At 68.9% G+C, this 12,541-nt stretch carries 15 protein-coding genes; 10 read left to right on the top strand and 5 right to left on the bottom strand.

The genetic code is table 11. From position 1 onward, the window contains the following. Nucleotides 1-26 precede the first annotated feature (26 nt). On the top strand, nucleotides 27-1,580 hold the full coding sequence (locus WH85_RS36085; RefSeq protein WP_045746607.1) for a sensor histidine kinase: 1,554 nt from the start codon (nucleotides 27-29) through the stop codon (nucleotides 1,578-1,580). Here WH85_RS36085 and WH85_RS36080 read toward each other — a convergent pair. Further along, nucleotides 1,577-2,635 (bottom strand): glycosyltransferase family 39 protein, encoded by a 1,059-nt coding sequence (locus WH85_RS36080; protein WP_045746606.1) that lies wholly within the window; start codon nucleotides 2,633-2,635, stop codon nucleotides 1,577-1,579. The genes WH85_RS36085 and WH85_RS36080 overlap by 4 nt on opposite strands. 97 nt (nucleotides 2,636-2,732) lie before the next feature. Here WH85_RS36080 and WH85_RS36075 point away from each other — a divergent pair, with 97 nt between their 5' ends. The 7 genes from WH85_RS36075 (at nucleotide 2,733) to WH85_RS36050 (ending at nucleotide 8,519) form a co-directional block, all read left to right on the top strand. Beyond that, nucleotides 2,733-3,476 carry an RHS repeat-associated core domain-containing protein gene (locus WH85_RS36075; RefSeq protein WP_045746605.1) on the top strand — a complete coding sequence of 248 codons (744 nt, stop codon included), beginning with the start codon at nucleotides 2,733-2,735 and terminating at the stop codon, nucleotides 3,474-3,476. Continuing rightward, nucleotides 3,437-4,267, top strand: coding sequence for a polymorphic toxin-type HINT domain-containing protein (locus WH85_RS49310; protein WP_169792530.1), 831 nt, complete (start codon nucleotides 3,437-3,439; stop codon nucleotides 4,265-4,267). The genes WH85_RS36075 and WH85_RS49310 overlap by 40 nt, the downstream gene beginning before the upstream one ends. Further along, the gene (locus tag WH85_RS36070) at nucleotides 4,268-4,735 is read left to right on the top strand and encodes an SUKH-3 domain-containing protein (RefSeq protein ID WP_045746604.1); all 468 of its coding nucleotides are present in this window, start codon (nucleotides 4,268-4,270) and stop codon (nucleotides 4,733-4,735) included. Nucleotides 4,736-5,126: 391 nt separating this feature from the next. Beyond that, on the top strand, nucleotides 5,127-6,830 hold the full coding sequence (locus WH85_RS36065) for a nitrite/sulfite reductase (protein WP_045746603.1): 1,704 nt from the start codon (nucleotides 5,127-5,129) through the stop codon (nucleotides 6,828-6,830). After that, on the top strand, nucleotides 6,827-7,018 hold the full coding sequence (locus tag WH85_RS36060) for a hypothetical protein (protein WP_045746602.1): 192 nt from the start codon (nucleotides 6,827-6,829) through the stop codon (nucleotides 7,016-7,018). Before WH85_RS36065 ends, WH85_RS36060 begins: the two co-directional genes overlap by 4 nt. Further along, nucleotides 7,015-7,770, top strand: a complete 756-nt coding sequence (locus tag WH85_RS36055; RefSeq protein WP_045746601.1) for a phosphoadenylyl-sulfate reductase — start codon at nucleotides 7,015-7,017, stop codon at nucleotides 7,768-7,770. The genes WH85_RS36060 and WH85_RS36055 overlap by 4 nt, the downstream gene beginning before the upstream one ends. Then, nucleotides 7,752-8,519 carry a sirohydrochlorin chelatase gene (locus tag WH85_RS36050; RefSeq protein ID WP_045746600.1) on the top strand — a complete coding sequence of 256 codons (768 nt, stop codon included), beginning with the start codon at nucleotides 7,752-7,754 and terminating at the stop codon, nucleotides 8,517-8,519. Before WH85_RS36055 ends, WH85_RS36050 begins: the two co-directional genes overlap by 19 nt. A 497-nt stretch (nucleotides 8,520-9,016) precedes the next feature. Here the strand turns inward: WH85_RS36050 and WH85_RS36045 are convergent, their stop codons facing one another. Then, entirely contained in the window at nucleotides 9,017-9,271 is a 255-nt protein-coding gene (locus WH85_RS36045; protein WP_014694499.1) for a WhiB family transcriptional regulator, read from the bottom strand. Nucleotides 9,272-9,682: 411 nt separating this feature from the next. Continuing rightward, a complete protein-coding gene (locus WH85_RS36040; protein ID WP_045746599.1) occupies nucleotides 9,683-10,633 on the bottom strand; it encodes a diacylglycerol/lipid kinase family protein in 951 nt (316 codons plus the stop codon). A 52-nt stretch (nucleotides 10,634-10,685) separates the two neighbouring features. Between WH85_RS36040 and WH85_RS36035 the strand changes: the two genes are divergently transcribed. Further along, nucleotides 10,686-11,081, top strand: coding sequence for a hypothetical protein (locus tag WH85_RS36035; RefSeq protein WP_245674233.1), 396 nt, complete (start codon nucleotides 10,686-10,688; stop codon nucleotides 11,079-11,081). Between the two features lie 38 nt (nucleotides 11,082-11,119). Continuing rightward, nucleotides 11,120-11,812 carry a FadR/GntR family transcriptional regulator gene (locus WH85_RS36030; protein WP_045746598.1) on the top strand — a complete coding sequence of 231 codons (693 nt, stop codon included), beginning with the start codon at nucleotides 11,120-11,122 and terminating at the stop codon, nucleotides 11,810-11,812. A 10-nt stretch (nucleotides 11,813-11,822) separates the two neighbouring features. Here the strand turns inward: WH85_RS36030 and WH85_RS36025 are convergent, their stop codons facing one another. Both WH85_RS36025 and WH85_RS36020 read right to left on the bottom strand, forming a co-directional pair. Further along, complete coding sequence (locus WH85_RS36025) at nucleotides 11,823-12,212, bottom strand: ATP-binding protein (RefSeq protein ID WP_045746635.1); 390 nt, start codon at nucleotides 12,210-12,212, stop codon at nucleotides 11,823-11,825. 104 nt (nucleotides 12,213-12,316) lie between these two features. Continuing rightward, the coding region (locus WH85_RS36020) for a superoxide dismutase [Ni] (protein ID WP_045746597.1) at nucleotides 12,317-12,541 on the bottom strand (225 nt) is incomplete at its 5' end.

Below are 12,541 nucleotides of genomic sequence, written 5' to 3'. Positions count from 1 at the left end.
AAACAAGTCCGTGGCAGGCTTGGGCCGTGTCCACCCTGCGCGACCTCGTCCAAGAACACACCAGCCTGAGCCCGGTCGACATCGACCACCTGCACCGGCTCGCCGGAGACTGGCAGTTGCTGTCCGACCTCTCCTTCGCTGACCTGCTGCTCTGGGTCCCGATCAAGGGAGAGCCGAGGAAGCCACGGGAGTTCCTCTGCGTCGCCCAGGTCCGGCCGGTGACCGCGCCCACGGCGTACCAGGACGACCAGGTCGGCAAGATCGTGGGCGGGCCGGAGGTGGCGCACCTCGACGTGGCCATCACCCAGGAGCGCATCTGGCGCGAGGGCGACCCGGTCTGGTACGGCGACACCCCCGCCCGCCACGAGGCGATCCCGGTACGCCGCCGCGACGCCACCGACGTCGAGGAGGGGTACAGCGAGGTGATCGCGGTGATCGGCCGCGACACCAACCTGAGCACCGCGCGCACCCCGAGCCAGCTCGAACTGAACTACCTCACCACCGCCGACGACCTGGCCCAGATGGTGTCCGACGGGACGTTCCCGCCGGCCCGGCACCCGGGGGAGACCACCTCGGCACCCCGGGTCGGCGACGGCCTGATCCGGCTGGACGCGTCCGGCAAGGTCACCTACGCCAGCCCGAACGCGCAGTCGGCGTACCGGCGGCTCGGCTTCAACTCCCACCTCGTCGGCGAGGAACTGGCGAAACTGGCCAGCCGGCTCTCCGCCGACCCGCTGGAGGGCAACGACGCCGCGGAACGCATCCTGGCGTCGCTGCGCGGCGAGTCCCCCGCCCGGATGGAGGTGGAGGCCCGCGGCGCCATGGTGCTCACCCGGGCGCTGCCGCTGCTGCCGGCCGGGGTGCCGATCGGCGCGCTGGTGCTGGTCCGCGACGTCACCGAGGTGCGCCGCCGGGAACGCGCACTGATGACGAAGGACGCCACCATCCGGGAGATCCACCACCGGGTGAAGAACAACCTGCAGACGGTGGCGGCCCTGCTGCGCCTGCAGGCCCGGCGGGTGGCCGCCCCGGAGGCCAAGATGGCGCTGCAGGAATCGGTGCGCCGGGTCGCGTCGATCGCCCTCGTCCACGAGACACTGTCGATGTCCAGTGAGGAGGCCGTCGAGTTCGACGGCATCGTCGACCGGGTGGCCACCGCCGCCACCGACGTGGCCGCGACCAGCTTCCCGGTGCGGATGCGCCGCGAGGGCACCTTCGGGATACTCCCGGCCGAGATCGCCACGTCACTGGTGATGGTGCTCAACGAACTGCTGATCAACGCGGTCGAGCACGGGTTCCCGGCCGACGAGGACGACGACGCCCCGGTCGTGGAACCGGATCCGGACCAGTTCGGTGAGGTGGTCGTCTCGGCGTACCGGTTCCGCAAACAGCTGCACGTCACGGTTGCGGACACCGGGAAGGGACTGCCGGACGGCTTCAAGTTCGAGGGCGGCAACCGGCTCGGCCTGCAGATCGTGCACGCTCTGGCGACCGGGGAACTGCGCGGCAGCATCGAACTGCGCAACCGGGCCGGCGGCGGGACCGAGGCCGTGCTGGTCGTGCCGTTGGAGAAACGCTAGAGAGCGGCCACCACGGCGAGCACCAGCAGGGCGCGCAGCCTCAGGCCACGTAGGGCGGCCGCCGCGCAGAGGGTGAGCGGCACCAGGGCGAGGAGCACGTGCCGCGGGTGCCACACCGGGGTGGCCAGCAGGAACGAGGCGATGATCAGGGCGAGCGGCGGCACCAGGGCCAGCGCCGCCAGCTCGCGGATCAGGGCCCGGTCCGGCCACCGTGCGGCGAACGCCAGTCCGATGACGATCAGTCCGCCGAGTGAGCCGGTCAGCGCCTCCGGCGCCGCCCTGGCGAGATCCCAGACCGGATGCGGGTGCCACCCGAGCTGATCGGCATGCTGCCGGGCCGCGAGAGAGATCAGGGGCGCCGGGGGTACGAGTGACAGCACGGTCACCGGGAACCACCAGAACAGCGCCTGCTCCCGGCTGAGCCGCCACCGTGAATAGATCGTATACGCGTGTCCCGCGAGCATGAGCAGTGCCGCGACGTGCAGCAGCGCGGTCAGGCAGACCAGTAGTCCGTACCCGGTCCAGCGTCCGGCGCCGGGCCGGTCCAGCGTGCGGTAGAGCTGGAGGGTCGCGGCGGTGGCGGTCAGGAACGCGAACGCGTACGGCGTCGCCTCCTGGGCGTAGCGGCCGACCGTGGGCAGGACGGCCAGCAGCAGGCCGGCGAGCAGTCCGGTGCCGGGCGCGAGCAGACGCCGGCCGAGTTCCCCGGCGAGACCGGCGCCGATCGCCATCGCCACCACCGAGGGCAGGCGCAGCAGGAGCAGTGAGTCGCCGGCGACCGGCGACCAGTAGTGCAGGAAGACGTGGTGCAGGGCGTCGACGGCGTCGTCGTCGCGGAACCGTTCCAGGATGGCGGCGGGCCCGCCGGGCACCGGGATCTCGGCGGGGGCGAGAGCCGGGCCGGTGACGCCGATCAGCGCGATCGCGGCGGTGACCACGGTCGGCACCAGGAACGGCGCGACGGTCCAGAACAGGGTGCGCGGCCCGCGCGGCCGGGTACGGCGCGAGCCGGACAGTGGTCGGGTCGGGGAGTTGTCGGACGGCTGAGCGAGCATCGCGGCCCCCAGTGGTGATCCCTGTGGCCGAGTGTGTCAGTGCATAAGCGGAGAGTGAATAACTTCTCGGTCATCGGTCACTACCCGACCGGCTCGGGTGGAGACGGTCAAGTACAACGACCCGTACGGCAACGCCCGCAGCAGCATCGCGACTCCGCAGTGGCCTTCCGGACAGAAGGGCTTCGTCGGCGGCGTCGCCGACCCGACGGGCCTGACCCTGCTCGGTGCGCGGTTCTACGACCCGAGGATGGGTTCGTTCATCTCGGTCGATCCTGAGATCGACGAGTACGACCCGCAACGGATGCACCCGTACGCGTACGCCAACAACAACCCGACCACCTTCAGCGACCCGGACGGCCTGTTCTGGGGCTCGATCAAGAACGGTCTGCAAAAGGTCGGCAGCGCGGTGGCGAGCGGCGCAGCAACAGCCGCGAAGGCCGTGGTCGACAACGCCGGAACCATCTCGGATGTAGCCGGCGCTGTGGCCATGGTGGCTGCGGTCCTTCCTCCGCCGGCCCAGGTCGTCGCGGCCGCCGCAGGAGCGGTGGCGGCAGTCGCCGGAGCGATCGACACGGCGAAGTCCTGTGTGGGTGGCGACACGATGGGCTGCGCGATGGGCGTTGCCGGGATGATCCCCGGAGTTCGCCAGGCGAAGACGGCCGCACGTGGTGCTGGTGCGGTGAAGGACGTTGCGAAGAAGGCGGACGGTCCTGGGCCGGCGGCAATCGGTGGCGACTGCAACAGCTTTGTTCCGGGAACACCGGTGTTGATGGCCGACGGCACATCAAACCCATCGAGGAGGTGGAGCTCGACGACCAGGTGGCAGCAGCCGACCCGGTAACCGGTGAGTCCGGCTCGCGCCCGGTCACTGCCCTGATTCGCGGTTCCGGGGTCAAACACCTGGTCGAGATCGATGTCGATCTCGACGGTGACGACAGGTCCGACGGCGACTTGACCGCCACCGACGGCCACCCGTTCTGGGTGGAGAACGAGCGGGCCTGGTTGACCGCTGAGCATCTCAAGCCGGGGCAGCAACTTCTGACTCCGGACGGTGCTCGCGCCACCGTATTGGCGGTGGCCGCCTATGACGCGATCGCCACGGTTTACAACCTGACGGTCGACGACATTCACACCTACTACGTCGGCACGCCCGGTGGGTATCTTCTCGTCCACAACAGTGGTGGCTTCATCCGGATCGAGGGTGCTGAAGGGTTCTGTGAGGTCGACGCGGTCGCGAAGGCCCTTGCGGAGGAGCACGAGAATCTCTCGAACTCGAAACGCCCCGGCATGGCCGAGGCTTTGGAGGTGACTCTGCCGGGTGGGGGGCACGAAGATCTACAAGTCGACCAGCATCAAGGGCAAGAAGCCGGTGCTGCACAAGTCGGTCCAGCGGATCCTGAACTTCATCCCGAAGCGGCATCGCAGCAACGGGCATGGATCCTGTGGCCTCCCGGTGTGCCTTACCGAGGCGCTCAACGACAAGGTCGATGTGAGAGGTTCCAGGGTTGCGGCATACACGATCGCTCGCCCCCACAAGCCAACACACCTACGCCCGTGGGGCGCTTTCATCAGCTGTGCCGTCCTGACACGGTGGTTCGGATTGTTATGGGCAGTCCGGGAGGTGAAGGGTAAATGACCCATCCGGGACAGAAGTACCCCTACCGTTTTCCAGCCGAGGTGCTTGAGATTCTCAGTGCTGCGGGATGGAAGCCGGGCCGCCACGTCGATGTGGAGCCGTGGAGGTCAGGGCTGGCCGACGATTTCTCGATGCATGACGCCGCGGCGCGATTCCTTGCCGAGTTCGGTGGATTGTTCGTGAACATCGACGGTCCGGGGGTGCAGAAGGCCCGAGAGGCGTTCGAGCTCGATCCGATGCGGGGCGTGGGTGACGACCGGTTGGGGGAGTGGAGTGCGGAGCTGGGACGAAGTCTGTTCCCGGTGGGAGAGTTCTCGTACGGCTATCCCTTCCTCTTGGCGGTCGATGAGACCGGCGAGCTCTACCACGTCCTGGATTCGCTGGCGACCTACGGCCCGTTGCCCAGGGCTCTGGAGAAACTGATCCTCGGATATCGGGCACGCCCGCTCCTCGAGGATTTCTGACCTGCATCTCATCACTACGCGACGCCGGCACAGCATTCGCCGGCGTCGCGTAGTGGCGTTCTGGGCGGTGCGCGAGTCTAGGAACAAACTGTTACAAGATGTTGGCGTTGTGTTACCTGACACACTCCCGAAATCTGGACCGTGCTGGCCCAGATTCCTCTGGCGTGAGAGGCTTTGGCCTATGACCGCTGCCCTGGACCGCCGCTTCGTGGCTCGCCGCCACGTTGATTACGGCCGTGTCCGCAGCGCCATGTGTCCGGCTTCCTGACACCACCCGATGCTCTATTTCTCGGGTGCGTGACCGCCGGGCCCACTCCTGACACAGATGTCACGAGCCTCCCAGGGCCGTGAGCGGCTTCGCACGCCCACGAAAACCCGGAGGACCGCCGCCATGGCGCTCAGTGACACCCCAGCCGCAGCCGCCGCACGACCGGCCGCCCGCCCCCGTAAGGCGCGCGGTGAGGGCCAGTGGGCTCTCGGCCACCGTGAGCCGCTCAACCCCAACGAGCGCAGCAAGAAGGACGACAACCCGCTCAACGTCCGGGCGCGGATCGAGAACATCTACGCGCACGGCGGTTTCGCCTCGATCGACCCCGCCGACCTTCGTGGGCGTTTCCGCTGGTGGGGGCTCTACACCCAGCGCAAGGCGGGGATCGACGGCGGGCGGACGGCGGTGTTGGAGCCGCACGAGCTCGAGGACGAGTTCTTCATGCTGCGGGTCCGGGTCGACGGCGGGGCGCTGAGCACCGCGCAGCTCCGGGTCATCGCCGAGATCTCCACCGAGTTCGGGCGGGATAGCGCGGACATCACCGACCGGCAGAACATTCAGCTGCACTGGATCCGGGTCGAGGACGTGCCGGAGATCTGGCGGCGGCTCGAAGCGGTCGGTCTGCAGACCACCGAGGCGTGCGGTGACTGTCCCCGGGTCGTGCTCGGCAGCCCGGTCGCCGGGATCTCCGCGGACGAGGTCCTCGACGGCACCCCGGCGATCGACGAGATCGTCAAGCGGTACGTGGGTGACCCGGCGTACTCGAACCTGCCCCGCAAGTTCAAGTCGCAGATCTCCTGGCTGGCCGACGGGCCGTACACCTCCAACGACATCTCGTTCGTCGGGGTGAACCACCCGGAGCACGGCCCCGGCTTCGACCTGTGGGTCGGCGGCGGGTTGTCCACCAACCCGCGTCTGGCCGAGCGTCTCGGCGCCTGGGTGCCGCTGGCGGAGATCCCGGACGTCTGGGAGGGCGTCATCGGGATCTTCCGGGACTACGGGTACCGCCGGCTGCGCCACCGCGCCCGCCTGAAGTTCCTGGTCGCCGACTGGGGTGTCGCGAAGTTCCGCGAGGTCCTCGAGAAGGAATACCTGGGCCGGACCCTGCTCGACGGCCCCGCGCCGGAACTGCCGGAGAAGCCGATCGATCACATCGGCGTGCACAAGCAGAACGACGGACGGAACTACATCGGGGCCGCGCCGGTCGTGGGCCGGTCCTCGGGCACCCAGCTGAGCCGTCTGGCGGACCTCGCCGAGGCGCACGGGTCGGAGCGGGTGCGGCTCACGGCGTACCAGAAACTGCTTGTCCTCGATGTCGCCGACGAGAACGTGGAATCGCTGGTCACCGCCCTGCGCGGGATCGGCCTGGAGGCGCGCCCGTCGGCGTGGCGCCGCGGCACGATGGCCTGCACCGGCATCGAGTACTGCAAGCTCGCCATCGTCGAGACCAAGGCCCGTGGCGAGGAGCTGGTGGCCCGGCTCGAGGAGCGCCTGGCGGACTTCGACGCGGACATCTCGGTGCACATCAACGGCTGCCCGAACGCCTGTGCCCGGACCCAGGTCGCCGACATCGGCCTCAAGGGTCAGCTCGTCATGAACGCACACGGCGAGCAGGTGGAGGGTTTCCAGATCCACCTCGGTGGCGCGCTCGGCATGGCCAAGGGGGAGACCGCCGGTTTCGGGCGCAAGGTCCGGGGCCTCAAAGCCACGGCGGAGGAGCTTCCGGAGTACGTGGAGCGCATCGCCCGCCACTACCTCGACGACCGGACGTCCGGTGAGACGTTCGCGAACTGGGTCGTCCGGGCGGACGAGGGGCTCCTGAAATGAGCGACGCCCGATCCACCCCGATGTACTGCCCCTACTGCGGAGACGAGGACCTCTTCCCCAACGAGGCCTCGCACGGGGCTTGGGAGTGCCACTCCTGCGCCCGCGTTTTCACGGTGAAGTTCAACGGGTTGCTGGCTGCGCGGATCGGGACGGCCCGAGAGAGCGCGGAAGAGGGAGTGAATCGATGAGTCTCCTCAACGCCTCGAGTCTCGGACTGATAAACCTGGGTGCACCGGTGGAGGACGGCCGGCGTACCCCCGAAGAGCTGAAGGACCTCGCGGCCGAGGCCGCCGGGAAGCTGGAGGGCCGGCCGGCCGAGGAGATCGCGGCCTGGGCGGCGGAGACCTTCGGCGAGCGGTTCTGTGTCACCAGTTCGATGGCCGACGCCGTCGTCGCGCACCTCTTCTCCCGGGCCGCTCCCGGCGTGGACGTGGTCTTCCTCGACACCGGCCTGCACTTCCCGGAGACCCTGAAGGTCCGGGACACCGTGATCCGCACGATGAACGTCAACGTCCGGTCGATCCGGCCCCGGCAGACCGTCGGGCAGCAGGACGGCGAGTACGGCCCGCGGCTCTTCAACCGCAGCCCGGACGAGTGCTGCTTCATGCGCAAGGTCGAGCCGCTGGAGCGGGCGCTCAGCGACTACGACGCGTGGGCCACCGGTCTGCGCCGTGACGAGTCGCCGACCCGGGCCAACACGCCGGTCGTCGCCTTCGACCCGAAGAAGGGCAAGGTGAAGGTCAACCCGATCGCCGCCTGGACCCAGGCCGAGGTCGACCGTTACATCAGCCGCTGGAACGTGCCGGTCAACGAGCTGTTCAAGAAGGGCTACGGGTCGATCGGCTGCTGGCCGTGCACCCGCCGCACCAAGGCCGGCGAGGACCCGCGTGCCGGTCGCTGGGCGATGTTCGAGAAGACCGAATGCGGTCTGCACGTCTGATCCCGGCTCGCCGGCCCGCGGTGGTCCTGGTGGCGCACGGCAGCCGGGACCCGCGGGCGGCCGTGGCCACCGAGGCGCTCGCCCGGGCGGTGCACCGGGCCCGCCCGGACTGGACGGTCCGGGCGTCCTACCTTGATCACGCCGGTCCGCGACCGCTGGATGTGCTGGCGTCGCTGCCGGCGGGGAGCCGGGCGGCTCTGGTGCCACTGCTGCTGACGTCGGCCTACCACGGACGGGTGGATCTGCCCGCGGTGGTCGAGGCGGCCCGGCCGCTTCCGGTCCGGGTGGGTCTCACCGAGGTACTCGGCCCGGCGCCCGGCGCCGGGACGGTGTCGCCGCTGCTGCTGTCCGCGTTGTGGCGGCGGCTCGCCGTGACGGAACCGGAGTTGGACGCCGTGGTGCTGGCGTCGGCCGGCACCCGGGACGCCGCGGCCCGGCGGACGGTCGCCGACGCCGCCGCCGCGTTCGGCCGGTGGCTCGGGATCCCGGCGGCTGTCGCGTACGCCTCGGGGGAGGGCCCGAACGCCGGTGAGGCGGTGACGGCCCTGCGGGCGGCCGGCGCCCGGCGGCCCGCGATGGCGGCCTACTTCCTCGCGCCGGGCCTGTTGTACGACACCGCGGCGCGTACCGCCCGGGAGGCCGGGGCGGTGGCGGTGGCCGAACCGCTCGGCGCGGTGCCCGAACTGGTCCGGTTGGTCGCGGCCCGGGCGGACTCGGTGCTCGGCCATGTGGCGGCTTCGGCGGCCTGAGGGCCCGCTGGATTGTTACAACGTCCTGGGACGTGTGGAGGCGGTCGGCCTTCGCGCGTCCCAGCGCGTTTCTGCGGCTTTGCGGCGGTCGGCCTGATCTCCAAGGCCGAAGATCATGCTTTCGGGTCCGCTGCGGGCATCTGAACCCCCTCGGCCGCCCGCTTTGCGGAGCGCCGTGCCCGGCTGCCGGCCTCTACCCCTTTTGTTTACTCACTCAGTGCGACGATCACTCTGCGCTATGCGACGAAGAGGGATGATCGGGCCTCGCCGGCGGTCTCCACGCTCAAGCCGAGCGGTGATCGTCCAATGCGGAGTGTGCCGAGATGTTGACGCAAAGCGCTGCGATCGGAATTTCGAGATCATTTCGTGGATGCGGGGAAACGTACGGTGATCGCATTTGCGCACAGTGGAATGAGAACCGAGGGTGAGTGACCCGAAACAGCAAGACGCCCCGGTGCCGTGAGGCCCGGGGCGTAAATGCTGTGTGGGGGATTGATTCAGGCGGTGGGGGCGCTGACTCGAAGGCCGCCGCGACGCTTGACCGCGCGCCGCTCGTCCTCGCTCATCCCGCCCCATACGCCGGCGTCCTGTCCGGACTCGAGTGCCCACGAGAGGCATTCCTCGGTCACCGGGCACCGCCGGCACACGGCCTTGGCCTGCTCGACCTGCAGGAGCGCCGGGCCGGACGTCCCGATCGGGAAGAACAGCTCAGGGTCCTCGTCGCGGCAGATCGCATCGTGACGCCAGTCCATGGCGGCAAACTCCTTGTTTCGGATGGGGTAATGAAAACAGTGCTGTTTACCTATATGCATACGCTGTCGTGATCCACGGGTTGTGCCCGCAAGGTCACCACTGCGTGTGCAAGCTTTTGTGTTTGGTGGCTGTTCCGCGTCTCCTGATATGGAACGCGTACTAGCAGCAACCGGTTACTTCTTTTCGCTTGTGAATGCTTTCACGAACTTGCGCGATGTCAAGGGTAGCGCCGGAAGTTTCTCCCGGTGGGTGAGCTGGCTCACGTACCCATATGTCCGGTTCAGCCGTTCCTGCCGGAGCCGGTTGGCGAACGCTCCCATCAATGTAGTACGGTCCCGCCCACTTCGCCGACCTTTTGAGCGTGTTTCTGTAACGGATCGTGAGCACGACTCCAAAGACGTACCCCGAAGTCAGCAGATCACACGCAGCGCTGAGGGAACGGACACGAAGTGCATCTTCTGCCGCTCTCCCAGATAGTCGCCGTCGAGCTGGAAGGGCTGTGGGCGGGCCGCCACCACCGTGAACTCGGTGATGTCATGTAGCCGTAACAAATGTTTACCTCGTGGATCACCGGACCGCCACGCGAGTTGTGTCACCGTCCTGGTCGTGCTGGTGACGGTGAGGCGGCGCTGGGCGAAGACGTCGAGCCCGAGATCGAACGAGGCGCTGGTGTTGAGGTGGAGCGGTTTGTCGCCGACGTAGGTCCACGGCGCGGTGTTCTGCACGATCACCATGCCGAGCCCGGAGATCGACGGTTCACCCGGGCGTTCCAGCGTCAGCGGCGGATCCCGGCGCTCGGCACGGGTGAGGAACTGCCCGGCCAGCGAACGCATGTACAGCGCCGGGGTGGAGGTGCGGCCGGTCAGCCGGGACTGTTCCACCCCGCGGATCACCGCCGCGTCCAGGCCCAGGCCGGCGGTGAAGGTGAAGTACCGGTCGTCGGCCCGGCCCAGACCGATGACACGGTGCCGCCCGTCGCGCAACCCGTCGAGGATCACACTCGTGCCGTCCACCCAGTCGCTCGGCATGCCCAGGGCCCGGGCGAAGACGTTCGTCGAGCCACCCGGCACCACCGCCAGCGCGGGCAGCCGGAAAGCCGGCGGACCGACCTCGCCGGTCAGCGGAGGCGGGGCGGTGAGCAGTCCGTTCACCGCCTCGTTGACGGTGCCGTCACCGCCCAGGGTGACGAGCACGTCGACACCACTCTCCGCGGCCTCGCGGGCCAGCTGGGTTGCGTGCCCCCGGCGCTCGGTGTAGCGGACAGTCAGGTCGACGGCACTGCGCAGCGCGCGGACCAGCACGTCCCGGCTGCGCTCACTGGTCGTCGTGGCCCGCGGGTTGACAACCAGCAACGCTCGCATGGGCGGCACTGTACCTGCCGGAACGGCGCTCGGGGGCCGGTATGGTGCATCGGTGACCGGTGAGAAAGACGTGACGGACCGTGTGAACACCCTGGACTGGGGAGTCCGCCTCCTCTACCTGCAGTCCTTCGGGCTCGGCGCGCTCACCGCGTACCTCGTGGTCCTCGATCTGACGACCGACGACCTGCACCTTGCGGTGGCCGCCTCGCTCACGGTGATGGCCGCGCTGGCCGCGGTCGCGGTCTTCCTCGTCGCCCGCGCACTCGGCCGACGCTCGGTGCGGGCCCGCGGACCGGCCGTGGTGGTGCAGCTGTTCCTGCTGGCCACCGGCGGTTTCCTGATCCAGATCGAGATGCTCGCGGTCGGCCTGGCGGCGCTGGTGCTGGGCGCCCTGGCAGCGGTGCTGATCCTGGTCCCGCCGAGCAGTCGAGCGTTGGGAGTCGATTAGCGGGTCTCACCGAGCCGATCAGGGCCTAACCTGGACGGGTGACCGGCTCAACGGTGCGCCCGCCCGCATATCAGCAGCTCGCCGACGAGTTGCGGGCAGACATCACGTCCGGACGACTGCAGCCCGGTGAACGGCTGCCGCCGGAACCCGAGCTGTGCGTCAAGATCGGCGTCAGCCGGAGCACGGTGCGGGAGGCGTTGCGGCTCCTGGCCAGTCAGCATCTGATCGTCACCACCCGGGGTGTGACCGGGGGCAGTTTCGTCGCGCACCCCGACGCCGAACACCTGGCCGATGCGCTCTCCACCGGGTTCGCCCTGCTCAGCCACTCGGCGGTGACAGGCTTCGCCGACCTGTTGGAGTTGCGCCGGGCACTCGAGGTGCCGGCCGCCGGGCTCGCCGCGCTCCGGCGCACCGAGGATCACCTGATCGAGTTGCGCGGGGCGCTCTTCGACCCGGCGATCGACGAGTTCGACACCATGATGGCGGCCCACGCGGCATTCCACCGCGCCGTCGCCAAAGCCACCGGCAATCCGCTGTTCGAGCTGGTCGGACGCCCGTTGTACGAGGCGTCGTACGGCGAGGAGCTGACCGGCGGTCTGCCCGGTGATTACTGGAACCGGATCGACGCCGACCACCGGATGCTGCTGGACTGCCTGACCAACGGCGAGGCCGAGGGCGCGAGCCGGGCAGCGGGCCGCCACCTCGATTACATCGCCGAGACGGTGCGCTAGAAGGCTGTGCCTAGAACTCGGTGCGCTGGGTCAACAGGCGGATCGTCGCGTGCCGGCCACTGCTCTCGGCCTCGGCCGAGGTGGTCAGTGCGGTCAGCACCTTCCACGCGAAGGACGACTCGGACGGCAGCCGGGCACCACGCACCGTGGAGACGGTGACCTCGACGGTCAGCGCGTCCTCGGTGACGGTGAACCGGCACTCCAGCTCGGCGTCGCGGGTGGCGATCGCCAGCAGCATGGCGCACGCCTCGTCGACGGCGATGCGCAGATCCTCGATCTCGTCGAGGGCGAAATGCAGGCGGGCGGCAAGACCCGCGGTAGCCGTCCGGAGGACACCGAGGTAACCCCCGTCGGCGGGAACAGTCAGCAGGACGACGTCGTCTCCGACGTCCGGCTCCATCTCCGTCAGCTGAGTCACCCGAGTCACTCCTCCCGTTGGGGGAGACTTTAGCCGGTCGCGGCCAGTACGTCGCCGCGGACGTACCGGCCGTGACGGCGACGGCCTCAGGCCTGCTTGGTCTCCCAGAAGATCTTGGAGATCTCCTCGATCTTGCCGAGCAGCTGCTCGGCGACGGCGGGGTCGACCGAGCCCTTGGCGCCGGTCGCGCCGGCGAGCTTGGTGGCCTCGTTGAAGAGCTGGTGCAGGTTCGGGTACTTCTCGAAGTGCGGGGCCTTGAAGTAGTCGGTCCACAGCACCCACAGGTGGTGCTTGACCAGCTCGGAGCGCTG

Source organism: Actinoplanes rectilineatus (assembly GCF_000962825.1).
Lineage (GTDB): Bacteria > Actinomycetota > Actinomycetes > Mycobacteriales > Micromonosporaceae > Actinoplanes > Actinoplanes rectilineatus.
Note: the sequence above shows the minus strand (reverse complement) of the source record. Positions and strands in the feature narration are given on the sequence as shown.

Excerpts from the sequence above, each read along its gene's own strand:
- WH85_RS36080 (WP_045746606.1), bottom strand. The coding sequence starts at position 2,635 with ATGCTCGCTCAGCCGTCCGACAACTCCCCGACCCGACCACTGTCCGGC.
- WH85_RS36055 (WP_045746601.1), top strand. The coding sequence starts at position 7,015 with ATGAGTCTCCTCAACGCCTCGAGTCTCGGACTGATAAACCTGGGTGCA.
- WH85_RS36025 (WP_045746635.1), bottom strand. The coding sequence starts at position 12,212 with ATGGAGCCGGACGTCGGAGACGACGTCGTCCTGCTGACTGTTCCCGCC.
- WH85_RS36045 (WP_014694499.1), bottom strand. The coding sequence starts at position 9,271 with ATGGACTGGCGTCACGATGCGATCTGCCGCGACGAGGACCCTGAGCTG.
- WH85_RS36040 (WP_045746599.1), bottom strand. The coding sequence starts at position 10,633 with ATGCGAGCGTTGCTGGTTGTCAACCCGCGGGCCACGACGACCAGTGAG.
- WH85_RS36050 (WP_045746600.1), top strand. The coding sequence starts at position 7,752 with ATGCGGTCTGCACGTCTGATCCCGGCTCGCCGGCCCGCGGTGGTCCTG.
- WH85_RS36070 (WP_045746604.1), top strand. The coding sequence starts at position 4,268 with ATGACCCATCCGGGACAGAAGTACCCCTACCGTTTTCCAGCCGAGGTG.
- WH85_RS36065 (WP_045746603.1), top strand. The coding sequence starts at position 5,127 with ATGGCGCTCAGTGACACCCCAGCCGCAGCCGCCGCACGACCGGCCGCC.
- WH85_RS36060 (WP_045746602.1), top strand. The coding sequence starts at position 6,827 with ATGAGCGACGCCCGATCCACCCCGATGTACTGCCCCTACTGCGGAGAC.